This window comes from Planococcus sp. TJ-201 (genome assembly GCF_058268495.1).
Genome location: NZ_JBZDOG010000005.1, coordinates 300,580 through 321,836 on the forward strand (window position 1 = coordinate 300,580; position 21,257 = coordinate 321,836).

Here is a 21,257-nt window from a genome sequence, read left to right on the forward strand (position 1 = left end):
CTATCTATAAATAAAGCCCGAACCGGAGATCCGGATTCGGGCTTTATTTAATGGAAAGCGGGATAATCTTCCGCTCCTCAGTCTATTAACATTGCAACGAGACTGCCGCTTTTCTTATTTACTTGTCTAAAAATCGTTTGCGAATGTGAGGCGGCGGCAGCATGCAGCTGTCCAGCTTGCCAAACACTTTGTAGCGATTTTTGGCTACAACATCATACGCTCCATCACGGAGTGCACGCGGGAATGGTTTCAGGTAATACGCCAATTTCCACAGGCCAGTCAAATGATTCGAAATCATTAAAGCACCTTCGGATTTCACATATGCCTGCCCATCCTTTATCAATACAAGGCTATCGACATCATCCGGTACCTTATGTTTTTCAGAAAGTTCCTGACCAATATCACTTTGCAACGAAGCAAATTGATAATAGCCGGCCGGATCATGGTTTATGATAAACTGAACGCTTGAATCGCAAAAATTACAATCTCCATCAAATAAAACGATGGCATGTTCCATATCGGTTTCCTCCTTTGAAAAAAATGGTTCTCTCATCTTAATAGCCTCTTTTGCCTTTATTGAAACACCTCTTCAGTTGAAAGTGTTCCTTGATGGAAAAACAGTTTCCATCCGTTCGGTCTTTTTTTCCAAATAGAACTGCGGTTTGTCAGCTTTTCGGTCTTATGGTTATAAAGCTGATAGGTAGTCAGGACAGCCGCCGGGCCCAATTCATGCAAAGCAAAATGCGTTATTTCCATTGGATCTGGAGTTAGTGGATGATTTTCATCATAATCAGAGCGTTTAATGATCCCACCAGAGCTGCCAAACTCAAAAAACTCATTGTCCAGTACTTCCGACAACTTGTCCATCGAAGTTCGGACTTCTGGCTTTAAATGACTGAACTCGAGGGCGTAGATTGCTTTGGTTAGTTCTTCCATCTTTATTCTCCTCCCCTGTATTTCCCGGGAAATAGATTTTTCAAAAATAGCCCTCCCTGCCATAAGGCAGGAAGGGCATTCCGATTTATTTGTCGTCTTTAAAGAACTTTTGTGGGTCTTCTCCTGGCTGGTCTTGCGGAGTATCTGATGATCCAAAATCCTCAACGTCCTCAAAGCTGTCTTGGTCATCACGGAGCGCACCATCTTCTTTTTCAACCGGCTGGGATGTAGAGGCACGCAGCACATCTTCTTCCGGTGGGCGGCTTTCCAGATCCAGCTGTTGATCTGCATGGTCAATGCAAGTTAACGCAGTCGGTAGAGCTTCCAATCGTTCAAACGGAATTTCTTTGCCGCATACAGCACATGTTCCGTATGTCCCATCTTCAATTGCTGCTAGAGCAATTTTGGTATCTTCTAGTTCTTCTTGTTTAAACTGAGTCAGCGCCATGCCGCGTTCCTGATCGTAAAGATCGGTGGCGTTGTCTGCAGGATGATTATCGTAATTTGAAAGCTCAGTCGACTCGAGCTCTTCTGTATGTTCAACACGTACTTCAAGTGATTCCACCTGATCCTCTAATTGTTTTTTCAATTGCTTTAGTTGTTCGTTCTTCATCCAATTTCCTCCTCAAAAAACTCACTTACCTTCTATATTGCCTTTATTAAGGAAATCAAACCTGGAAATCTGTCAGGCGTTGCTGTCCTGCCGCTTAAAAGTCGTCAAATCGATCCAATAAGCTTAATAGATAATCATCCAGCCGATGACGCATCAACTCGTTGGACAGTCCTGTCATTCCGAAGACTTTCCAGCCTGGGTAAACAATAGGTGAACCATCAAGAATATCCGTCAATGATACCAAATCCCAATACGGATCGTACGTAAATGAGCTGCCGGCATGGCGTTCATACGCAGCCAGAAAATCATTGGCGACTGAAATTCCGTACATTTGGGCCAGGTTGACACGGCAATGCCCTACATCAATTCCTGCGGGACCGCGGCAAGCATTCACCCAGTCCACAATGGCACTGATCTTTCCGTCTTCCCATAACACATTCGCCGGATGGAAATCGCGGTGAATAAAGCATTCAAGAGCTTCGGGACGGCTGCCGGCTACAATATAAAACGCACGCATCCAATCATTCTGCACTTTGGACCATGTCGGCTTTTCCAATAAAAACGCATTGTTATACGAAAAATAGTTGTATGGGAAATCTGCAGGCTCAGTTTGGTGAAGACGGGCTAACGATGCAGCCAAGCCTTCCAGCCAAGTTCCATCGTTAGAAGGTTGCAGTACGACAGTTCCGAACATTTTGGTCATCAACACTGCGGGCATGCCGCTCTTTTCACCGGTTTCGTCATATGATAGTAAATGAGGGACAAGAAGGCCAGCCTGCTCTGCAAACTGAAGGCTATCCGCTTCATGCTTGGCTAAATCCGGTTCTTTCTCTAACCAATCTGCTTTATGAAAAAGCCGCAGTACATATGAGAGGGACTTGCCACTCTCCTTTACATCCAACTCAAATAAAGTAGAGGAAGTCCCTCCTTTCAGCGGCTTAACATTCGTTAATTCTGCTGTATTTCCAAACTGCGCTTTTACCCATTCCAGTGATTGCGCGGGCAATCCATTCCATTCGTGTACAGCCATCCTTGCCGCTCCTTTCTGCCTATCTTTTAGTTTTAGTGTACCATGAAAAAATAAGGATTCCATAATATAGAAATGAAGCAAATGAACCGCAAAACAACCGTTTTCCTTTCGCGAAAAAGCACAGTTCCCTAAAAGCCGGCATTGCTCGACAACTGCCACCACAGGATTCACCTTCCCATATAGCGGCAGAGCAAGGTTTTGACCGGGTATAATTCGGCCACGTTACAATTAGATTCAGTCTCTCACTTTCTCATATTCCTTGTGCTCTTGTTACTGAAATTCACGGATTGACAACCAATAGCAAGTCTTATACGATAGTTAAGGAAAATCAAATAACCCGGCAACGGGAGAGGTTCATAGCATTTCACCCTCTATAAAAAACTATGGATTGTCGAAACTCAGCCAAATCCACATGCGATTTGGCTTTTTCTTTTGTCCGTTTTTTATAGCCCTCTTCCAAGCCGGCCATTTAAAGGAGGCCGTTTTTATGGCAGGAAGAAACGAAGATACACTCGATCATTTATCATTGCTCGGCAATCAGAACACCAAGTATAAATTTGAATACGATCCGGAGATTTTGGAGCCAATCGACAATTTGCACAGCCGCGACTATTTCGTGAAATTTAATTGTCCGGAATTCACATCACTTTGTCCGCAAACAGGTCAGCCTGATTTTGCAACCATTTACCTGAGCTTTATTCCCGACAAAAAGCTCGTCGAAAGCAAATCACTGAAGCTTTATTTGTTCAGCTTCCGTAATCACGGAGATTTTCATGAAGACGTCGTCAACATCATTATGAATGATTTGATCAAATTGATGGATCCCCGCTATATCGAAGTATGGGGGAAATTCACGCCGCGTGGCGGTTTGTCGATTGACCCTTACACCAACTACGGCAAACCAGGAACCAAATACGAAGAAATGGCATCGTACCGGATGATGAATCACGACTTGAATCCGGAAACGATTACCAACCGATAAGGGGCAGAGCGGATGTTACTTTATCTAAATGGCGCATTTGTCGGCTTGTTGATCTTATCAAACATTTTGGCCGTTAAATTGTTCAGCATCAATGAATGGGCCGTTTTGCCAGCTGCTGTCATTGTGTACGTTTTTACATTCCCGATTACCGATACGATTGCGGAAGTATACGGCAAAGAAGCCGCACGGCAAACCGTTACGGCAGGGTTTGTCACACAACTTTGTGCATTGGCATTTATTTTTTTCGCCATCCACTTGCCAGCCGCCCCCTTTTTCGCAGACCAAGAATCTTTTGAAACCATTTTTTCTGCAGGTTTCCGGGTAACCTTAGCCAGCCTTGTCTCTTATTTCATCAGCCAGAACTTGGATGTCACCATTTTTCATAGACTCAAACAACGGCACGGTGAATCGCGTTTATGGCTGCGCAATAACGCTTCAACGATGACAAGCCAATTCGTCGATACGAGCATTTTTATTACCATCGCTTTTTACGGCACGATGCCAACCGGTGCATTGCTTGGCATGATTGCAACCCAGTATGTCTTTAAACTGCTGGTAGCCGCAGCAGATACACCATTTGTATATTTGTTGGTCAGGCTATGCAGACGCGAGCAATTATCTGACAAGCAGACTTATGGACACAAAAAAACGGAAGCTCTCGAGTAGAGCCTCCGTTTTTTGTTATTCAAAAGATGAGTGCAACCGTTTAGACCTTTTCACGCGTTTTTTGGACGCGGTCTCTTACGCTTACTTTCGCATCAGCCAAGACCATATCTGCTACAATCGGCAAATGATCAGAAACCGATGTTTCAATAACTTCTACTTGAACAACTTCTACTTCGGTGTCAGATAAAATATAGTCGATTCGCGTCGCCGGCCAAAAAACTTCGGCCGTCTCATTGTTTACGTAAGGAGATGGATATGTGTATGCATCCCCTCTTTTCATTTTCAGGAATGCGTCCTGGAAATGCTTGTTCAGCTTTTGCATATGGACATTGGAAGAAGAGGCATTAAAATCGCCAGCAATGATTCGCGGAAAATGGCTTTTCCCTGTAATGTCCAGAATTTCATCTACACTGACAACCAATTCTTCATCTTTCAATGCTAAGTGGGTATTGAAGACACTCAAGTAAATGCCATCGACTTCAATAACAGTTTCCAAAATTCCACGCTGTTCATTGTTGCCAAATGGACAATGCACCTGCGTCAACAAATGATTCTCTACATACTTGATCGGATACTTGCTTAAAATCATATTGCCGTATTGGCGATTCGGCCGTTCCGAATCTTCAGGCGCAAAATTCATATTGGCTCCGTAAGCAGCATACATGCCAAGTCTTTCGCTCAGCCATTCTACTTGGTCGACAAACGAACTACGGTCAGAAAAATAACGGTCAACCTCCTGCAAGGCGATGATGGTAGCACAGGAATCCTCAATAACTACAGCGGTCTTTTCCAAATCAACTATTCCATCCATCCCTAAACCATGAGCAATATTAAACGACATGACTTTTACAATCGGTGCCTTCTTGTTCTTCCCGTGCATGCAAACCTCTCCTTTTCGATTAAAACGAATCGTTGGCAGCTGCTTTAATTGCTTTCAGTATATACCAAGCTCGCAGAAACATACCATAACAAGGGCGTAAACAATTGTTAACAATTTGTAAACATGGCAAAGTTGAGACGGCCGCACAACTGGAGTGGCTTATGACCCTGAGAATCTGGCTGCTGGAGGCTGGACACTAGGAAAAACAGAGGCAGACACGTAGATTCGACGGGCATAAGACGGGTCGTGTAATACGGTTTTTTGCACGTTCCGGAAATTTTATGCACGCTCAATTGAATTTATGCACGCTCAGCAAAATTTATGCACGCTTGCGAAAATTTGTGAACGTTCACAAGATTTTATGCACGTTCGGCCCCTTTTGCACTGCTTCTTTTAAAATCGATCAAAAAAATGCAGACCTCCCATTTCGGGTGTGTCTGCATTTTCTGTATCGTTACTCCTGCTGCGTATAAATGACAATTGCGTCCCGCAGAAATTGTGCTGCTCCTGGATATGCTTTGTCGTAATACGCAGCAAACCGCTCGTCAGCTACATACATCTCGGCAAGTCCACGATGTGCTTCCTTGCTGTAGGATGGCCACGTAAAGCTCAGCCACTGGCGATGCAACTCAGCCGTCCGCATTGCTTCTCTGCTTGATGGATCGCCTGATTTCATAGCATTTGCCAAACTATCCAATACCTGTTGTTCAAGGCGTGTGAATTCTAAATATTGCTCTTCACTCATCTTCAACATCTTGGCGTTGGACTGGTCAACCAATTCGTCCCCATATTGGCTGCGTACTTCACTGCCATACTGCCCTTCGTTGTCATCCACCAGTTTTTGTTTAAAGCCCTCGAACTTTTCTTTATCAGCCATGGTGCTCTCTCCTTTTTTTGTGGAAATGGTTTTTTCCACATTGGTAATCAGGAGGTCCAATTGCATCCGTTTGGCGAGAAGTCTTTCCCGGTGTACTTCTAAAGCCTGGGTATAATCAAAATTAGGGTCGTTGACGATCACTTTAATTTGTTCCAGCTCCAGCCCAAGTTCGCGGTAAAACAGGATTTGCTGCAGCTTGTCCACTTCCGGCTGGCCATAAATCCGGTAGCCTGATGAACTTTTTCGCGCCGGCTTCAATAAACCAATTTCATCGTAGTAACGTAAGGTCCGCGTGCTGACGCCAGCCAAGTTCCCCATTTTTTGAACAGTGTATTCCACATCTCCACCTCCTGATAAACCCACTTTACACCTTAACGTTGCGTCAAGGTCAAGCGGTTTTATCAAGTTAATTGCTGTTCTGCAAACTCTCTGTAAAGCGAATGGGAAACTATCAATTCCCGGTGCGTTCCAATTCCGGTCACATGCCCTTTTTCAATAAAGACAATTTTGTCCGCATCGACGATTGTCGATAGCCTATGAGCGATCACCAACGTCGTGCGCCCTTCCATCAACCGGCTTAATGCCTGCTGAACAATGCCTTCTGACTGGCTGTCGAGGCTTGCGGTCGCTTCATCCATCATTAAAATTTTGGGATCGCGCAAAAAGGCGCGGGCAATGGCGATGCGCTGACGCTGTCCGCCTGATAGTTTTACGCCGCGCTCTCCAACTTCTGTGTCTAGCCCGTCAGCAAATCCACGAATAAAATCTTCCGCATAAGCCATACGTGCCACCCGCCAAAGCTCTTCAGCAGAAATCGTTTCGGCATCCGGCAAGCCATAGGTTAAGTTTTCTCGGATGGTGCCGCCCATCATTGCACTTTCCTGTGAAACATAGCCGATTTGATCGCGCCAGGAAGCAATTGAAATTTCAGCAATTGGAATGTTGCCAATTGTTATTTGACCTGACAGCGGCTCATAAAATCGTTCGACCAAGCCAAAGACAGTGGTTTTTCCACCGCCGCTCGGTCCAGCGAACGCAATCATTTCTCCCGGCTGCGCTTCGAATGATACATCCACTAATACGGGTTCCCCTTGATCGTAGGCAAAACTCACCCCATCCAGCCGCAATGCGTTTCCGGCAATATCCATATCCGGCTTTTGCTGCTGTTCTTCCAATGGCAATTCGAGTATGCCAATGATCCGTTCTGTAGCACCTTTGGCTTTTTGAAGTTCTGTAAAAAAGCGGGCAAAGGTCGCCATCGGAACAATAATCTGAAATAAGTAAAGGAGAAAGGCAACGAGTGAACCTGTCGACATCTCACCATTTGCCACACGAATTCCGCCATAGCCAATAATCGACACAATCACCACCATGACTACCAAGTACATCAACGGGGCAATCAACGCATAAATCTTCGCTTCTTTCATGCCAAGCGTGAATAATTTGTGGATTCCTTGTGTCCCTCTAGCTTCTTCTGTTGTTTCTGCTGTTGATGATTTCATTAAACGGATCTCACCCAGCGTCTGCTGGACATGGCCCGTAAAATGGGCAGTCTCATCCTGCAAGTTCCGTGAAATCTTGGCCATCTGGCGTCCGAGTGGAATCATTACCGCAATCGTCAGCGGCACCGCCAACATCATCACTAGGGTCATTTTCCAATCCAAAATGACCAAAATGATGACAGCACCAACAATCGAAATGATGCCTGTGACGAACGATGGAAAGTGATCCGTGATTAAATTACGGACAATTCCGGTATCGTTAACGACCCGGCTTACCGTTTCCCCGCTTGAATGCTGGTCGAAATAACTGACACGCAGGCGAATCAACTTCGCCCACATCCGTTCTCTCAAGCCTGCGACTACCCGCTGCCCCACCATGCTCAGCAAATAAATCGAAATGCCGTTGATAATGGCTTGGACAATAAAAGCGGCGACGATTCCCGCAATTAATGGTGCACTTAAAGCATCGAGAGAAAATCCATCAACGAGATTTTTCGTCAATAGTGGGACTACCAGCCCAACCAAAGTCGTTACTAGACTGGCAAGCAGGCCAATCGCCAGCGCCAACTTCGGGATCTTCAGTGATAATAGCAGTGAAACAAACGGCTTCAAGCCCGTTTCATTGGTTTTCTTTTTCATCTTAAAGCTCCTGTTCTGTGCGTCGCACTAAGCGAATTTGGCATAAATGCACGTATCGGTCAAACGCTTGCCATCCACCGACCGCTCATCATTTTTCAGGATCCCTTCCAAAACAAACCCCAGCTTTTCAGGAATTGCCCGGCTCTTAAGGTTTTCTGCATCGCATTGAATTTCCAGGCGATGGCATTTTAGCGTCGCAAATGCCAAGTCGTTCAACGCCGAAACCGCCTCCACCATGTAGCCTTTTCCGGTCGCTCTGGAATCCAGCCAATAGCCGATTTCCATTTTCGGCACGTCCCATTCAATACTGTGAAATCCCGTAGTTCCGATAAAACGCCCTGTCTCTTTATCAAAAATCAAATAGCGCAAAACTTCCTTTTTCATAAAACTCAAATGCGATTCCAGCTGATTGATTTCTGTTTCTTGTGGCGAAGGTTCTTGCTGAGCAAATCCCAGCCAAGGCTTTAGCTCATCAAGTGAAGCATGGATAGCCTCATTTACAATTTTGCCATCTCCAGGCATTGGCATCCGCAGCAGCAAACGTGCTGTTTTTAGTTCAGTTGGCACTTCCGGCAAGTTGATCGTCATAAACACATTCCCCTTTACTTCTATAATAGGCTTGATATCTGTAATGTGTAATCTCATTGAAAACTATTGAGCTGCCACTATTTTACGGTCGCGCGGCAGCCACAAGCCAACCAAGGCAAGAATCGGCAAGAACGATACGACCACCATCGTCTCGTAGACACCAATGGAATCCATCAAAATCCCAATAACTACAGCTCCAATGGCACCCATGCCAAAAGCCAAACCCACCGTCAATCCGGCCATCGTACCGATTTTGCTCGGTACGAGCTCCTGTGCATAAACAACCGTAACGGAAAAACTGAGCATAATGAAAAATCCAATCAATGCCAGGAAAATCAAAACGGCGTACAGCGGCAAATACGGCAACAAAGCAGCTAGCGGAATCGGCACAATAATCGACAACAGAATGACATTCTTGCGGCCGATCCTGTCCGCCATCGGCCCCCCAAAGAAGGTGCCTGCTGCACCGACACCGAGAAACAAGAATACATACAGCTGCCCCTGCTGAATTGTCAGGCTATAAGATTCAATCAAATGAAAAATGTAAAAGCTAGTCATATTGGTGACATAAAAAGAGCGGGCAAAAATAATAATCATTAAAAGCGCCAAAGCAATGCCCACTTGTTTTTTCGTCATTTCAGGCAATGAAGACAACAAAACCTTCTTCACTTTCTGAAGCTTTTCCTGCTCCAGCTGCTGCTTGTACCAAATAGATATTCTCGACAAAATAAAAATACCGAGAGCGGCGACAAACAAGAACAACGCTGCCCCTATCTGTCCGAGTGGCACTAGAATAAAGGCACTGATTAGCGGCGCAAGCGCCTGTCCGGAATTTCCGCCCACCTGATAAATCGACTGGGACAAGCCACGCTTGGATCCAGCCGCCATATAGGACACACGCGAGCCTTCCGGATGAAATACAGCAGAACCAAGACCGAGAAAAATAACCGAAACGAGAATCATCCAATATTCCGGCGCAAATGCCAATCCGGCAATTCCGATAAATGAACTGGTCATGCCGAGCGGCAACGCAAAAGGCATCGGTTTTTTATCACTGATAAATCCCACAACCGGCTGCAGCACAGACGCTACGATGTTCAACACAAAAGCGATCAAGCCCAATTGCGTAAACGTTAAGCCAAGATCTGCTTCCAGTATCGGGAACATGGCTGGGATGACTGACTGCAAAGAATCATTCAGCAAATGGCAGCCGCCAATTGCGAACATCACCGGATAAACGGGATTTCCGGCCAGTGAAGAAGAATTTATTGCTTTCGCCATGAGGCTACCTCCAATACAGGTCTATAACTGACAATAATTTCATTATAGAGGAGTTGGCTGCTTTTCGTTAACAAAAATAAAACACCTGCGGGAACCCCACAGGTGACTGATTATACGGATATTATGCAGCTGAAGGTTTCAACTGCTGCCAATTTTCCAGACGTCTGTCTAAAATAAAATTACCGAACGGCACAAATGCCGAAATAACGGCTCCAACCGAGAAGCGGAAAGGCCATTTGTAAATAAATGTCATATAGATAGTAATTAAAATGTAAATACTGAACAAGGCTCCGTGTATAGGGCCAACAACGCTGACCGCTTCCGGAAATTCAAAGAAATATTTTAACGGCATCGCAATAAAGAGCAGGATCAATAATGAACCGCCTTCAAGCAAGCCCATAAACCGAAATGTTCCCAACGCATTCTTAAACATCGACTATCCCTCACAATCTGCTTTCATTATAAAAGCAGGACGGAACGCTGTACAGTGGGTTGCCAAAGAAATCAGCAAGGGTTTTGCATGGGCGCACAAAATTTCGACACAAACTCCTGTACGTCATGCTTTTTCATCCCAGTTTTACGAAAAGCACTTTTAAGTAATCGCCTTCTTTAAATTCTTTTTGCACGCGGAAGTCACTCGGCAAGGTAAATTCCTCCACAATACTGTATTTTCCGCCAAGTTCTTTAAAGGCCTTGTCGATAAATCCTTTGAACTTCTTCATTCCAAAAGAAGCACTGTTGGTCGAAGCCACGATCACACCGTTTTTCTCCGTGATGGCGATCGCTTCTTTCATTAAATTTGTGTAATCCTTTGATGTGCTGAACGTATATTTTTTTGAACGCGCAAAACTTGGCGGATCCAAGATGACTACGTCAAACTTCAATTCCTTACGCTTTGCGTACTTGAAGTAATTGAACACATCCATAACCAGGATGTCCTGAGTCTCGAAATCAATGCTGTTGACGCTAAATTGCTCAATCGTCTTGCTCGAGCTTCTTTTCGCCAAATCCACACTCGTCGTTTTAACCGCATCGCCAAGTACTGCAGCTACTGAAAAAGCGCCCGTATAGGAAAAAGTGTTGAGTACCGTTTTGCCTTTGGCGTATTTTTGCTTGATGGCATTTCGTACATCCCGCTGGTCCAGAAAAATTCCCGTCATGGCCCCGTCGTTCAAGTAAATCGCAAAGTTCACGCCATTTTCTTTGACGATCATTGGAAATTCACCGCGCTCGCCGGTCACAAAATCATCTTCTTCGATATACTGCCCCTTCGTGTCAAAACGTTTTTTCTGATAAATCCCTTTGCAGTCGGCCACGTTCTGCAATGCAGCAATTACTTGATCCTTGAATGTGTAAACTCCTTCACTATACCAGCTAATCAAATAAAACCCATCGTAATAATCAATGATTAAGCCGCCAAAACCGTCCCCTTCGCCGTTAACAACGCGGAAAGCAGTTGTGTCCGGATTGCTGAAAAAAGATTGTCTGCGGCCAATTGCTGTCGCCAGTTTGCGTTCAATAAAGGGCTGGTCAATGGCATCCTGTTCATCGCGCGTTAACACCCATCCATATCCCTTGTTTTGCAGTCCGTAGTAGCCTTTCGCCAAAAACTGTCCCTGTTTATCAACCAGTTTCAGTATGCTTCCTTCGCCTTGCAGAAGTTCTGAATTTTCCAAAGCTTCTTTAACAATCAACGGATAGCCTTTGGCATATTCCGCTTTAAATTTATCGTTTATTTTAATTGAAATTTCCGATTTCATCAGTTCTCATCCTATCTGTAAAACGCTGTTTTGCTTTATAATTAGTGTATACGATAGCTGATCTTCTGCCCACCCTCGCCGTGTGAATTTTTCCAAGACTCGCTTAGGAGGAATTGCCATGAAACCGAAGTTTCATATCTACAATATTCTATTGACGACCGGGGAACACTTGGAGAATATACGCATTGAAGGACCACTCGAAGATCATTTTTCCGGAGTGGCAGTCAGCCTTTTTGCTGTGAAGGACGTGACAGGCAAAACCATAGTCTTGAGCATCTTTCATATTGTCAAAGCTGATTTGATTGCAGTGGAAGAGCACTAACGCTCCTCTGCACCGAAAAATATTCATGCAATACAGCAAAAAAGCGCTTTGCAAAATGCTGCAAAGCGCTTCTCTTCTATTCTAAAATCCAGTCCCAGGCTTCATTCATTTCTTCCATATGGAAGTGCTTGATTTCAAGTTTGGGCAGCAGGTTTTCCACTTCTGTCATTTGCCCAGCAAAATGCGTGGAGCTGATTACAGCAAATTTATGAAACTGCTTCCAGGCCGCCATGTCTACTTTCATACTTTCTCCGAGGCCAGTAAAAGCCGAGCCCCCTGTATCATTTATGACTGCATAAATATTGAATTTGCCTTTGTCCGCAAATTTATCCTGGATAATTTTATTAATTTTTTCTGCATCTTCTTTTGTTGCAGTTCCTTCAAATTCCATTGCGATGGTTTCGGTATCTTTACTTGGCACAAATGTTAACATAATTCTCCTCCTCAGGTTTCATTGCTGAAACTGTTTATTCTTTCAACCAGTCCCAAGCTTGATCAATTTCTTCCATATGAAAATGGCGGGATTTGATGCCTGGCAAAAAGTCACCCAGCTCGGCCACTTTCTCTAAAATGTTTTTTTCACTGATCACCGCTAACTTGTTGTACTGGCCCCAATGCTTCAAATCGATTTTGACTTCTTCGACTATTGCAGCAACCGTTGGCAGCTTTGCCTGTTGAAGGATGGCCAAAGCATTAAATGACTGTTCACCAGGGAATTGCTCTTCAATAACGTTTTTTAACTTGAGCAAATCTTCTTTTGTCACCTGACCAATAATTTCAAAAGCAATTGTTTGTGAATCAAGGCTCGGAATAAATGACAGCATGCTATTCCTCCTCATTTTCTAAATTATGGTGGTATCTTTCTTATTCCCTATTCAGCTGTCGACAAACGGCTTAAAGGCAAGTGCACTATGGTGTTTACTGATATATTGCATGAAATATTTTATTGGCTATGTAAGTTGGTGTATAATAACACTACATGCAGTAAAAAAGGAGCGCTTGCAATGCCTATTCCCATAAATCATTCGAAGCCTGTACGTGTCTCAGCCAAAGAAAGTGCGTATCTTCAATTGCAGCAATGGATTATTGACGGCACATTACAGCCCGAAGAAAAACTAGTCGATACGGAACTGGCACAAGCTTTAAGCTTGAGCAGAACCCCCATTCGCGAAGCCCTTCAATTATTGGAAGTGCAAGGATTTGTCGAGATGTTTCCAGGAAAAGCTACGCGTGTCACAACAATCAAAAAAGACGATCTTAAAGACTTGTTGCCGCCTCTTGCTGTTTTACAGGCTCTTGCAGCGGAACTCGCTATCCCCAATCTCAATGACCATGTGTTTGGGTTGCTGGAGGAAACAAACCAGCGATTTATTGGAGCCATCAATAGCCAAGACGGATTTTCAGCTTTGAAAATTGATCAGGAATTTCATCAAATCATTGTCGATGCCGCACACAATCCATATATCCATTCCATACTCAACAGCCTTCAGTCTCATGTGAGAAGACAATTTTTCCATCATTCCCTCATGCTGACGAAAAGTTCTTACGACGAACATGTACAAATTATCCAAACCTTAAAAGAAAAAGATCCAGAAAAAGTAACAGAACTGATGAAATCCAATTGGGTCCGGACGATAGAAGAACTGTCAGCTGAAACCAGTCTGTAAAATCGTAAAAAGCTGCATCAAAAGCAAATTCGCTTTTGATGCAGCTTTTTTCATAATTGGTCAAGCGTTCCCGCAGCTTAGAACTAAACTTAAACGTTGTGCTGTGCTGCCTGAACTTTTACATTCTTTTTGCTGCGCGCAATAATCGTCGTGATGGCAATAACAATCAAAGCAGGCAAGAGCCACCCAAGGCCGTTGCTGTACAATGGCAGCACCGCTTCATAAAAGTCAACGACTGACTGCAGCCATGCCGGATTGTCCACACCTAGTGAAGAAGTGAGGGTTTTCAATCCATCTATGATGCTGATAAAGAAAGTAACGATAATTGTCGATACATATACCAGCTGTGCATGTCTGAATAATGGAGACAGAAATGCCAAAATGATTAAAACGATGGACAATGGATAAAGGAACATCAATACAGGAATCGAATACGTAATAATATTTGCAAGACCTGCATTAGTAACCACTAACGAAAAGACCGAGAAAATAACGACATATGTTTTGTAACTGATTTTGGGCGTCAGTTTATGGAAAAATTCAGAGGTGGCAACGGTTAGGCCAATGGCTGTCGTCAAACACGCAAGAATGATGATGACTGCCAACAGCGTCGCGCCAAACGTCCCGAAATAATACTCGGAAGCTCCGCTCAAGACAGGACCGCCTGTGTCCATAAGACCTAAAACACCTGTGCTCGTCGACCCAAGGTAAGCAATTCCTGTATAGACAATAGCCAACAAAGCAGCTGCGACAACACCACTTTTCAAAGTAGCGGTCAAAACCCCTTTAGGCGAATTTACACCCAGTTTGCGGACAGCTGAAATGACAATGATCCCGAACACCAGAGAAGCGAGGGCATCCATCGTGTTATAGCCTTCCGTAAATCCTGTGAAAAACGCGCCGCTAGAATAAACAGGTTGCGGTGCTTCTTGTCCGCTCATTGGCTTGACGAAAGCCGCAATCAATAAAACGCCTAAAGTTACCAAAATGGCCGGTGACAAAATTTTCCCAATGCTGTCGACCAGTTTTGTCGGATTTAATGAAACCAGCAATGAAATCCCAAAAAACACAAGCGAGAAGACAAGCAATCCACTTACTGCATTGCCCTCTCCAATAAACGGAGCGACACCTACTTCATAAGAAACTGCACCTGTTCTTGGCAAAGCAAAAAAGGGCCCGATTGTTAAATACAGCATCGCTGTGAAGACTAGGCCATAAACGGGGTGCACGCGGCTCGATAAATCCTGTAAGTCGTTGCTTTTCGAATAGCCAATCGCCAAGATTCCAAGCAAAGGCAACCCCACCCCTGTAATCAGGAAGCCAAATATTGCGATCCATACATTTGTTCCAGCATATTGCCCCAGCTGTGCGGGGAAGATTAAGTTTCCTGCTCCAAAGAACAGCGCAAACAACATCATCCCGACCACTGCATACGACTTGAATGACAACTTACTATCCATTACTATTTCCTCCTATAGAATAAGACTACCGATTTTTCTTTCTAATCTACAATTTTAATATAATACATTTCTTTTTCAGAAAATGTATGCGATATATTGCATAAAGTAATAATACAACATTTAGTCCAAAATGCAAGCTTTCTAAAACAAGATATTTTTAAATTCTGCTAATTTCATTAATTTCCATTTTAAGGTTGTTTTTCTGATATAGTATATATGCCATCAAGTGTATAAATAACCATTACGTGATAATTGCACCAGTCCTTCCTGCAAGGATCTCCTGCATGTAAAGTTGTATCAAAAGTTGGTGGCTTATCCAGCGAACATACACTTTACCGTTTTCTATTAATATTCTTTATCCGTCCGGGATTCTAAAAATCTGCTCTCGCTTTTCAAATGGAATGCTGTAAAATAGCTTATTATGGAAAGAACAGGTTCTCATCCTATACCTAACCGGAAGGCGGCGTTTTTTTGAAAGTTATCTATATCCTTCTTCAGCTTCTCGCCATCACCGGGTTTTACATACTGGGTGAAGCATTGCAAAATTTCTTCAATATTCCATTGCCCGGAAGCATTATTGGCTTTCTGTTGCTGTTTGCTGCACTTATGCTGAAAATTTATCCGCTCGAGTGGATTGATTCGGGGGCTCATTTTTTGTTGGCATTCTTATCTCTTTACTTTATTCCCGCTACGGTCGGTGTTGTTGAATACGGGGAGCTTTTCTCTGGAAAAGGCATTTTGCTGGTCCCAATTGTTATGGTCAGTACGTTCCTTGCCATGGCTTCTTCTGGCTGGGTCAGCCAATACAGTGCTGAACGAAAGGAGCGATCCTGAATATGGAATTCACTGGACTCGCTATGTTCTTTGCGGCTCTGACGGTTATCGTTTATTTGATCACTAACTACATCTATCTGAGATATCGAAAAACTTTATTGAATCCAGTACTGGCGTCTACAGCCATTCTTGTCCTTATTTTGGTGCTGGGCAATATCCCTTACGATACGTATATGACGGGCGGCAGCTGGATTGGCACCCTTCTCGGACCCGCAGTTGTTGCACTGGCTGTCCCCTTATACAAACAGAGAAATTTGCTGTTCAGTAACTTGTTGCCCATCGTAACCGGTATCGCGACAGGTGTGGTGGTCGGCATGGCCAGCGGCATTCTGTTTACCCAGCTTTTTCGTTTTTCTGAAGAACTGATCCTGACGGTATTGCCAAAATCATTAACGACTCCTGTAGCGATGCAAATTGCTGGAAACCTTGGCGGCATTCCTTCGCTGGCTGCAGTTTTTGTTATGGTTGCGGGCTTTACCGGTTATATTATTGGTCCTGTTCTGTTGAAATGGCTGCACATTGATTCGGCAATTGGCCGCGGCATTGGCCTTGGCACTTCCGCTCACGGCATGGGAACTGCCAAAGCTTTTGAATACGGCCAGCAGGAAGCTTCAATGAGTTCGGTTGCGATGACTTTAAGTGCCGTACTCGGCGCGTTATTAGGACCGGTAGCTGCTTGGCTGCTGTTGTTGTAAACCACAAAGAACCCGTTTCCATGTTTCGTGGAAACGGGTTCTTTGTATGCGTTGCTAGCTTCCAATGTCCCTGCGGTTAAACCCAATCATCCCAACCACGACCAGGACTGCCGCAACGACAATTAAGATGCCTGCGTTCAGAAAATTCATTTCTTCGATCGGAATTTCAGACACATAGCCATACGGTGTCAGTTTGCCTACCCATTCTGAAAACTGAAACAAGCCGCCAAGGTAAATGACAAAAAATGAAAAAGCTAAGTACAGCCATATGGCACTGGTTACTTTTGGCACAAAGCCAACCAGCACGGCTGCTAGACCAATCATAACCATCATCGCCGGCAGGTAAGCCATACCTGCTCCATAAAACATACCGATCGACAGCTGCTCTTCCATCATGGCATTTCCCACTAATCCAAGACCCAACGATGCCAAAGACAACATGGCAAACCCAGTCAACAAAGCTATGGCAAGGTAGCTGCCCATCAACCGGTTTCTGGAAACAGCGCGGCTTAAGATGTGCTCAAGCCGGTCATTTTTCTCCTCTGTTTTAAGCTTGAGAACAGCCAGCAAGACTGGGATGGTTCCCAAAATCGCCATTACTGACATCAGAATTGGAATAAATTGTTCTGTCAACGAAAATCCTTCTGCTTGGACAATCATTTGCTGCATCAGGTCAATGTCTTCAAAGAACAATTCCAGTTCCCCAAGTACGGATCCATAAGAAGCACCAATCAGCAATATTCCGGCTCCCCATGCAAGCAATCCTGTTCGCTGAAGTCTCAAAGCAAGCCCAAACGGACTAAGGAGTGATGTTGAAGCCTTGGCTTTTCCGGGACGCGATGGCAAAAAACCAGATCCCAAATCCCGGATCGAGTTCAGGTACAAGGCCAAAGCCATTAGCAGGAACGCTCCTGCAACTGTCATCAAAATCGGCCACCAGTAATTATTAACGTAAGCTTCAGAGCGCAAAATCCAGTTGAGTGGGGAAATCCAGGACAGCGTTTCATTTGTTACATCCCCGATGGCACGGATCATATAGGCAAACAGCAAAACCGCAATGGATAAACCGAGTGTGTTTCTTGAATTTGGTGAAAGTTGCGCACAGATAGCCGCAACACCAGCAAAAATCATGCCCGTCGCACCTAAAGCAGCTCCATAAACCAGTGACCCTTCCAGATCTACGCTTTCGATTCTCAAAGCGGTAAGTGAAAAAGCGACCAGCAGCGCCAAAACGACATTGGCACCGATCAATACTAGTAAAATCGAAGACAGATTCGACAGGCGTCCTACAGGCAAAGAACGGATCATTTCAATTCGCCCTTCTTCTTCATCTGTGCGTGTATGGCGCGTGACCAGCAAAATGCTCATCAACCCAACCACTACCGCCGTCATCAGCAGCATTTCGTGGGCTGTCATGGCTCCTACCGTATAATTATCCAACCCGTATCCCGGACCGACCATTGCTGTCATCGCAGGATTGCGCATTGTTTCAGCCATCGCCTGCCGCTCTGCCTCGTTCTGATACAACCCGACAAAAGCCAGTGTAATAATGGCGGAAATGGCCGCAAAAGACACCAGCCATAATGGCAAGCGCAAACGGTCGCGACGCAAGACAAAGCGCATCAACGTTCCTGTACCATCAAAAAGCTGTCTGGCCATTAGGATTCGCCTCCTGCTCCTGTTTCCACTGCTTGACCGGAGCCTTCATAATGGCGCATGAACAACTCTTCCAATGTTGGCGGTGAGCTTTCAAGCCGTGTCACACCGAACTGGCTAATATAGCGGACGACTTGATCCACTTCACCTGCATCTACTTGGAAAGACCATGCCTGCCCTTTCTGCCGGATGCCACTGACTCCTTTCATTCCTTCCAAAGCAGGAATCGGCTCTTTTGTTTCCACCAACAAAATAGTCCCCGTTAAATGGCGCAGCTCTTTCAAAGTTCCAGTTTCAATGATTTTTCCTTCGCGAATAATCGCCACTTTATCACATAGCTTTTCGACCTCAGACAAGATGTGGCTGGAAAGAAGGATGCTTTTGCCCTGTTTTTTTGCTTCGATGACATATTCCTGAAAAACCCGCTCCATCAGAGGATCGAGGCCGGAAGTTGGTTCGTCCAGCACATACAAGTCCACATCTGAACAGAAAGCAGCAATCAAAGCCACTTTCTGCCGGTTCCCTTTGGAATAGGTTCGGCATTTCTTAGTTGGATCCAGATCGAATTTCCGGATCAATTCCTGGCGCCGGTCCAAGTTGTTGCCGCCGCGAAGTTTGACGAACAAATCGATGACTTCCCCGCCTGTCAGGTTTGGCCATAAATTGACGTCTCCCGGAACATAAGCCACACGTTTGTGGATTTCTACTGCATCGTTCCAGGAATCTTTTCCAAAAATTTCAGCACGCCCATCCGTTGCCTTTAAAATGCCGAGAAGCACACGCAGCGTCGTAGACTTCCCTGACCCATTCGGTCCAATAAACCCATAGACTTCTCCTTCCCCCACTTCTATATTCACTCCATCCAATGCCGCAAAATCTCCGAATTTCTTCGTCAGGTTAATCGTTCGCAAAACTGTCATGGGTTTCCCTCCTAATTTGTATAGAAGCTTTTTTTGAGAATATCAAGATATTCGTAAAACTCATTCCAGTAAGGTTCAAAATCCAGTTCTGTCATCTTTTTTCCTTGAAGCCGTTGCAAAAGATCCTGTTGATAGCCATCAACTCCCCAGCGAATTAAATTGAATGCTTTATCGACGTCCACATCTTTTCTGAAAAACGTTTTATCGATGCCTTCGTACAGCAGGGCATACCCCTGCACCTGCAATTCCTCGTAGCGTTTTTGAAGACGCGGAGGCAGATCCAGATCTTTTGTCAGCATAACCGTCCCCATAAAGTTAAAAACGTGCGCATTCTCCAGCTGCGCTTTCATTTTTATTTGGGAGGCTCCTTTGAGCCGCTTGATAAAATCGGTTTCGGTCATGTCAACCAAGCTCAAATAACCATTAATGATAAAATTCAAGCTGTATTCAATCAAATATTCATACAGATCTTTTTTGTTTTTAAAATAATAAAACAGCATGCCTTTTCCAATGCCCGCTTGCTTAACGATGCGATTAGTTGAGGCTTGTTTAAAGCCATTTTCTGCGAACTCCATCAATGCAGAATCAAGGATTTTTTGTTGCTTTTCAGGGTCGAGGTTTTCAAATTTCTCCATGCCCATCCCCTCTTTCTAAACTTTAGACCATACTGGTCGACTTCAGAATACAACTTTCAACTGTAGAGGTCAATCGATTTTATTCAATTTTCCGTCATTTCAAATTTCAAGCCAAACCGTTGCCGATAACCCGCGATAATGCTATGTTTTAATTGCCATAATAGTTATAGGAGGAATAGCAATTGAAAACATCATTTTTTGGAAAAAAAGCATCTCTCATTGCCGGCCTTGCCATGTTGTCACTTTTAAGTGCTTGCGGTAACGAAGAAGATGCCGCGCCAGAAGAAACAACAACTGCCTGGGACGAAATCCAGGAAGCTGGCAGCTTGACTGTTGCAACATCAGGAACCTTATTTCCGACATCCTACCGCGAGGAAGGTTCAGACGAGTTGACTGGCTTTGAAGTTGAAGTCGTTCGCGAACTTGGAGAACGCCTTGAGCTGGATATCGAATTCACGGAGCTCGGCTTTGATGAAATGCTGACTTCGGTTCAAACAGGACAGGTCGACCTGGCAGCAAATGACATTGAAATCACAGAAGACCGCGCAGAGAATTTTATCTTCTCAACGCCATTCAAGTATTCTTACGGAACAGCAATTGTCCGTTCTGACGATTTATCAGGCATTGAGACATTGGAGGACTTGGAAGGCAAAAAAGCAGCAGGCGCTTCCACTTCTGTCTACATGGAAACTGCCCGAGAATATGGCGCAGAAGAAGTCGTATACGACAATGCCACAAACGAAACTTACCTGCGCGATGTTGCCATCGGACGGACGGACGTCATTTTAAATGACTACTACCTGCAGACCTTGGCAATTGCGGCATTTCCAGAATTGGACATCACGATTCATCCGAATTTGAAGTACAGCCCATCAGAAGTTGGTGTGGTCATGAATAAAGACAATGAGGAATTAGCTGAGAATGTGAACACAGCCATCGAAGAAATGCTGGAAGACGGCACAATCGCCGAAATCTCAGCTGAATTCTTTAACGGTGCTGACGCTACACAACAAGTTGATATTGAAGAATAAACGGGAAGAAGCCGCTCTTGATTGAGCGGCTTCTTTTTATTTGGGTTGTTTGAATAAAGATTTCCCAATTAATTGGAGATACTTTCCGTTTCTGTAGAAATACTTTCTATTGCACTCAAAATACTTTCGAAATGAGCGCAAATACTTTCCGACCTGGACTAAATACTTTCCAATGGTGTCAAAACAGCATTTGACAACCTGATATGGCTCTCCTTTCCCTAATTATCCAAAAGCTTTATACTAATTAGAATATGTACGAATAGTCTGTGTTTGGAGGAATTTG

The 21,257-nt window shown here is 44.4% G+C and carries 24 protein-coding genes and 1 riboswitch; of the genes, 7 read left to right on the top strand and 17 right to left on the bottom strand.

What is annotated here, in order from left to right:
* Nucleotides 1–118: 118 nt before the first annotated feature.
* The 4 genes from AC4EG4_RS14180 to AC4EG4_RS14195 all read right to left on the bottom strand — a co-directional run bounded on the left by AC4EG4_RS14180 (nucleotide 119) and on the right by AC4EG4_RS14195 (nucleotide 2,579).
* Nucleotides 119–517 (bottom strand): thiol-disulfide oxidoreductase DCC family protein, encoded by a 399-nt coding sequence (locus AC4EG4_RS14180; protein ID WP_490979458.1) that lies wholly within the window; start codon nucleotides 515–517, stop codon nucleotides 119–121.
* 56 nt (nucleotides 518–573) lie between these two features.
* Nucleotides 574–936, bottom strand: a complete 363-nt coding sequence (locus AC4EG4_RS14185; protein WP_490988181.1) for a nuclear transport factor 2 family protein — start codon at nucleotides 934–936, stop codon at nucleotides 574–576.
* 85 nt (nucleotides 937–1,021) lie between these two features.
* Nucleotides 1,022–1,549, bottom strand: coding sequence for a TraR/DksA C4-type zinc finger protein (locus AC4EG4_RS14190; protein ID WP_490979456.1), 528 nt, complete (start codon nucleotides 1,547–1,549; stop codon nucleotides 1,022–1,024).
* A gap of 94 nt (nucleotides 1,550–1,643) precedes the next feature.
* Nucleotides 1,644–2,579 carry a phosphotransferase family protein gene (locus AC4EG4_RS14195; RefSeq protein WP_490988182.1) on the bottom strand — a complete coding sequence of 312 codons (936 nt, stop codon included), beginning with the start codon at nucleotides 2,577–2,579 and terminating at the stop codon, nucleotides 1,644–1,646.
* Nucleotides 2,580–2,922: 343 nt separating this feature from the next.
* Nucleotides 2,923–2,970: riboswitch (PreQ1 riboswitch) on the top strand.
* A gap of 96 nt (nucleotides 2,971–3,066) precedes the next feature.
* On the opposite strand from AC4EG4_RS14195, the gene queF reads away from it, so the two are divergent.
* Nucleotides 3,067–3,561 carry a preQ(1) synthase gene (gene queF / locus AC4EG4_RS14200; RefSeq protein WP_490979454.1) on the top strand — a complete coding sequence of 165 codons (495 nt, stop codon included), beginning with the start codon at nucleotides 3,067–3,069 and terminating at the stop codon, nucleotides 3,559–3,561.
* 12 nt (nucleotides 3,562–3,573) lie between these two features.
* Nucleotides 3,574–4,227 (top strand): queuosine precursor transporter, encoded by a 654-nt coding sequence (locus AC4EG4_RS14205; RefSeq protein ID WP_490988183.1) that lies wholly within the window; start codon nucleotides 3,574–3,576, stop codon nucleotides 4,225–4,227.
* A gap of 40 nt (nucleotides 4,228–4,267) precedes the next feature.
* Here the strand turns inward: AC4EG4_RS14205 and AC4EG4_RS14210 are convergent, their stop codons facing one another.
* From AC4EG4_RS14210 to AC4EG4_RS14240, 7 genes are all read right to left on the bottom strand, one after another.
* Nucleotides 4,268–5,107, bottom strand: a complete 840-nt coding sequence (locus AC4EG4_RS14210; RefSeq protein WP_490988184.1) for an endonuclease/exonuclease/phosphatase family protein — start codon at nucleotides 5,105–5,107, stop codon at nucleotides 4,268–4,270.
* A 454-nt stretch (nucleotides 5,108–5,561) separates the two neighbouring features.
* Complete coding sequence (locus AC4EG4_RS14215) at nucleotides 5,562–6,323, bottom strand: MerR family transcriptional regulator (protein WP_490988185.1); 762 nt, start codon at nucleotides 6,321–6,323, stop codon at nucleotides 5,562–5,564.
* A gap of 62 nt (nucleotides 6,324–6,385) precedes the next feature.
* The gene (locus AC4EG4_RS14220; protein ID WP_490988186.1) at nucleotides 6,386–8,125 is read right to left on the bottom strand and encodes an ABC transporter ATP-binding protein; all 1,740 of its coding nucleotides are present in this window, start codon (nucleotides 8,123–8,125) and stop codon (nucleotides 6,386–6,388) included.
* A 27-nt stretch (nucleotides 8,126–8,152) separates the two neighbouring features.
* On the bottom strand, nucleotides 8,153–8,713 hold the full coding sequence (locus AC4EG4_RS14225; RefSeq protein WP_490988187.1) for a GNAT family N-acetyltransferase: 561 nt from the start codon (nucleotides 8,711–8,713) through the stop codon (nucleotides 8,153–8,155).
* 63 nt (nucleotides 8,714–8,776) lie between these two features.
* Nucleotides 8,777–9,994, bottom strand: coding sequence for an MFS transporter (locus tag AC4EG4_RS14230; RefSeq protein WP_490979448.1), 1,218 nt, complete (start codon nucleotides 9,992–9,994; stop codon nucleotides 8,777–8,779).
* A gap of 121 nt (nucleotides 9,995–10,115) precedes the next feature.
* The gene (locus AC4EG4_RS14235; protein WP_490988188.1) at nucleotides 10,116–10,427 is read right to left on the bottom strand and encodes a DUF3817 domain-containing protein; all 312 of its coding nucleotides are present in this window, start codon (nucleotides 10,425–10,427) and stop codon (nucleotides 10,116–10,118) included.
* 133 nt (nucleotides 10,428–10,560) lie between these two features.
* Nucleotides 10,561–11,754: a class I SAM-dependent rRNA methyltransferase gene (locus AC4EG4_RS14240; protein ID WP_490988189.1), complete on the bottom strand. Its 1,194-nt coding sequence runs from the start codon at nucleotides 11,752–11,754 to the stop codon at nucleotides 10,561–10,563.
* A gap of 118 nt (nucleotides 11,755–11,872) precedes the next feature.
* Between AC4EG4_RS14240 and AC4EG4_RS14245 the strand changes: the two genes are divergently transcribed.
* Nucleotides 11,873–12,076 (top strand): hypothetical protein, encoded by a 204-nt coding sequence (locus tag AC4EG4_RS14245; RefSeq protein WP_490979445.1) that lies wholly within the window; start codon nucleotides 11,873–11,875, stop codon nucleotides 12,074–12,076.
* A 76-nt stretch (nucleotides 12,077–12,152) separates the two neighbouring features.
* Here AC4EG4_RS14245 and AC4EG4_RS14250 read toward each other — a convergent pair whose 3' ends face one another.
* Together AC4EG4_RS14250 and AC4EG4_RS14255 are read right to left on the bottom strand one after the other, a co-directional pair.
* Nucleotides 12,153–12,509, bottom strand: a complete 357-nt coding sequence (locus AC4EG4_RS14250; RefSeq protein ID WP_490979444.1) for a SpoIIAA family protein — start codon at nucleotides 12,507–12,509, stop codon at nucleotides 12,153–12,155.
* Nucleotides 12,510–12,543: 34 nt separating this feature from the next.
* A complete protein-coding gene (locus AC4EG4_RS14255; protein WP_490979443.1) occupies nucleotides 12,544–12,900 on the bottom strand; it encodes a SpoIIAA family protein in 357 nt (118 codons plus the stop codon).
* A gap of 180 nt (nucleotides 12,901–13,080) precedes the next feature.
* Between AC4EG4_RS14255 and AC4EG4_RS14260 the strand changes: the two genes are divergently transcribed.
* Entirely contained in the window at nucleotides 13,081–13,743 is a 663-nt protein-coding gene (locus tag AC4EG4_RS14260) for a GntR family transcriptional regulator (protein WP_490979442.1), read from the top strand.
* 89 nt (nucleotides 13,744–13,832) lie between these two features.
* Here AC4EG4_RS14260 and brnQ read toward each other — a convergent pair whose 3' ends face one another.
* A complete protein-coding gene (gene brnQ / locus AC4EG4_RS14265; protein ID WP_490988190.1) occupies nucleotides 13,833–15,203 on the bottom strand; it encodes a branched-chain amino acid transport system II carrier protein in 1,371 nt (456 codons plus the stop codon).
* A 471-nt stretch (nucleotides 15,204–15,674) separates the two neighbouring features.
* Here brnQ and AC4EG4_RS14270 point away from each other — a divergent pair, with 471 nt between their 5' ends.
* Together AC4EG4_RS14270 and AC4EG4_RS14275 are read left to right on the top strand one after the other, a co-directional pair.
* Nucleotides 15,675–16,037 carry a CidA/LrgA family protein gene (locus tag AC4EG4_RS14270; protein ID WP_490988191.1) on the top strand — a complete coding sequence of 121 codons (363 nt, stop codon included), beginning with the start codon at nucleotides 15,675–15,677 and terminating at the stop codon, nucleotides 16,035–16,037.
* Between the two features lie 2 nt (nucleotides 16,038–16,039).
* Nucleotides 16,040–16,732, top strand: a complete 693-nt coding sequence (locus AC4EG4_RS14275) for an LrgB family protein (RefSeq protein WP_490988192.1) — start codon at nucleotides 16,040–16,042, stop codon at nucleotides 16,730–16,732.
* Nucleotides 16,733–16,786: 54 nt separating this feature from the next.
* Here the strand turns inward: AC4EG4_RS14275 and AC4EG4_RS14280 are convergent, their stop codons facing one another.
* Genes AC4EG4_RS14280 through AC4EG4_RS14290 form a run of 3 tightly spaced genes read right to left on the bottom strand, consistent with a single transcriptional unit; the run spans nucleotide 16,787 to nucleotide 19,943 of the window.
* Complete coding sequence (locus AC4EG4_RS14280; protein WP_490988193.1) at nucleotides 16,787–18,391, bottom strand: ABC transporter permease; 1,605 nt, start codon at nucleotides 18,389–18,391, stop codon at nucleotides 16,787–16,789.
* Nucleotides 18,391–19,308, bottom strand: a complete 918-nt coding sequence (locus AC4EG4_RS14285) for an ABC transporter ATP-binding protein (protein ID WP_490979437.1) — start codon at nucleotides 19,306–19,308, stop codon at nucleotides 18,391–18,393. Before AC4EG4_RS14285 ends, AC4EG4_RS14280 begins: the two co-directional genes overlap by 1 nt.
* A gap of 11 nt (nucleotides 19,309–19,319) precedes the next feature.
* On the bottom strand, nucleotides 19,320–19,943 hold the full coding sequence (locus AC4EG4_RS14290) for a TetR/AcrR family transcriptional regulator (protein WP_490979436.1): 624 nt from the start codon (nucleotides 19,941–19,943) through the stop codon (nucleotides 19,320–19,322).
* Between the two features lie 182 nt (nucleotides 19,944–20,125).
* Here AC4EG4_RS14290 and AC4EG4_RS14295 point away from each other — a divergent pair, with 182 nt between their 5' ends.
* Nucleotides 20,126–20,974 (top strand): transporter substrate-binding domain-containing protein, encoded by an 849-nt coding sequence (locus AC4EG4_RS14295; protein ID WP_490988194.1) that lies wholly within the window; start codon nucleotides 20,126–20,128, stop codon nucleotides 20,972–20,974.
* The last annotated feature ends 283 nt before the right edge of the window (nucleotides 20,975–21,257 follow it).

Excerpts from the sequence above, each read along its gene's own strand:
- AC4EG4_RS14185 (WP_490988181.1), bottom strand. The coding sequence starts at position 936 with ATGGAAGAACTAACCAAAGCAATCTACGCCCTCGAGTTCAGTCATTTA.
- AC4EG4_RS14230 (WP_490979448.1), bottom strand. The coding sequence starts at position 9,994 with ATGGCGAAAGCAATAAATTCTTCTTCACTGGCCGGAAATCCCGTTTAT.
- AC4EG4_RS14220 (WP_490988186.1), bottom strand. The coding sequence starts at position 8,125 with ATGAAAAAGAAAACCAATGAAACGGGCTTGAAGCCGTTTGTTTCACTG.
- brnQ (WP_490988190.1), bottom strand. The coding sequence starts at position 15,203 with ATGGATAGTAAGTTGTCATTCAAGTCGTATGCAGTGGTCGGGATGATG.
- AC4EG4_RS14280 (WP_490988193.1), bottom strand. The coding sequence starts at position 18,391 with ATGGCCAGACAGCTTTTTGATGGTACAGGAACGTTGATGCGCTTTGTC.
- AC4EG4_RS14260 (WP_490979442.1), top strand. The coding sequence starts at position 13,081 with ATGCCTATTCCCATAAATCATTCGAAGCCTGTACGTGTCTCAGCCAAA.
- AC4EG4_RS14225 (WP_490988187.1), bottom strand. The coding sequence starts at position 8,713 with ATGACGATCAACTTGCCGGAAGTGCCAACTGAACTAAAAACAGCACGT.
- AC4EG4_RS14240 (WP_490988189.1), bottom strand. The coding sequence starts at position 11,754 with ATGAAATCGGAAATTTCAATTAAAATAAACGATAAATTTAAAGCGGAA.
- queF (WP_490979454.1), top strand. The coding sequence starts at position 3,067 with ATGGCAGGAAGAAACGAAGATACACTCGATCATTTATCATTGCTCGGC.
- AC4EG4_RS14290 (WP_490979436.1), bottom strand. The coding sequence starts at position 19,943 with ATGGAGAAATTTGAAAACCTCGACCCTGAAAAGCAACAAAAAATCCTT.
- AC4EG4_RS14195 (WP_490988182.1), bottom strand. The coding sequence starts at position 2,579 with ATGGCTGTACACGAATGGAATGGATTGCCCGCGCAATCACTGGAATGG.
- AC4EG4_RS14245 (WP_490979445.1), top strand. The coding sequence starts at position 11,873 with ATGAAACCGAAGTTTCATATCTACAATATTCTATTGACGACCGGGGAA.
- AC4EG4_RS14190 (WP_490979456.1), bottom strand. The coding sequence starts at position 1,549 with ATGAAGAACGAACAACTAAAGCAATTGAAAAAACAATTAGAGGATCAG.
- AC4EG4_RS14275 (WP_490988192.1), top strand. The coding sequence starts at position 16,040 with ATGGAATTCACTGGACTCGCTATGTTCTTTGCGGCTCTGACGGTTATC.
- AC4EG4_RS14255 (WP_490979443.1), bottom strand. The coding sequence starts at position 12,900 with ATGCTGTCATTTATTCCGAGCCTTGATTCACAAACAATTGCTTTTGAA.
- AC4EG4_RS14205 (WP_490988183.1), top strand. The coding sequence starts at position 3,574 with ATGTTACTTTATCTAAATGGCGCATTTGTCGGCTTGTTGATCTTATCA.
- AC4EG4_RS14250 (WP_490979444.1), bottom strand. The coding sequence starts at position 12,509 with ATGTTAACATTTGTGCCAAGTAAAGATACCGAAACCATCGCAATGGAA.
- AC4EG4_RS14210 (WP_490988184.1), bottom strand. The coding sequence starts at position 5,107 with ATGCACGGGAAGAACAAGAAGGCACCGATTGTAAAAGTCATGTCGTTT.
- AC4EG4_RS14235 (WP_490988188.1), bottom strand. The coding sequence starts at position 10,427 with ATGTTTAAGAATGCGTTGGGAACATTTCGGTTTATGGGCTTGCTTGAA.
- AC4EG4_RS14180 (WP_490979458.1), bottom strand. The coding sequence starts at position 517 with ATGGAACATGCCATCGTTTTATTTGATGGAGATTGTAATTTTTGCGAT.
- AC4EG4_RS14285 (WP_490979437.1), bottom strand. The coding sequence starts at position 19,308 with ATGACAGTTTTGCGAACGATTAACCTGACGAAGAAATTCGGAGATTTT.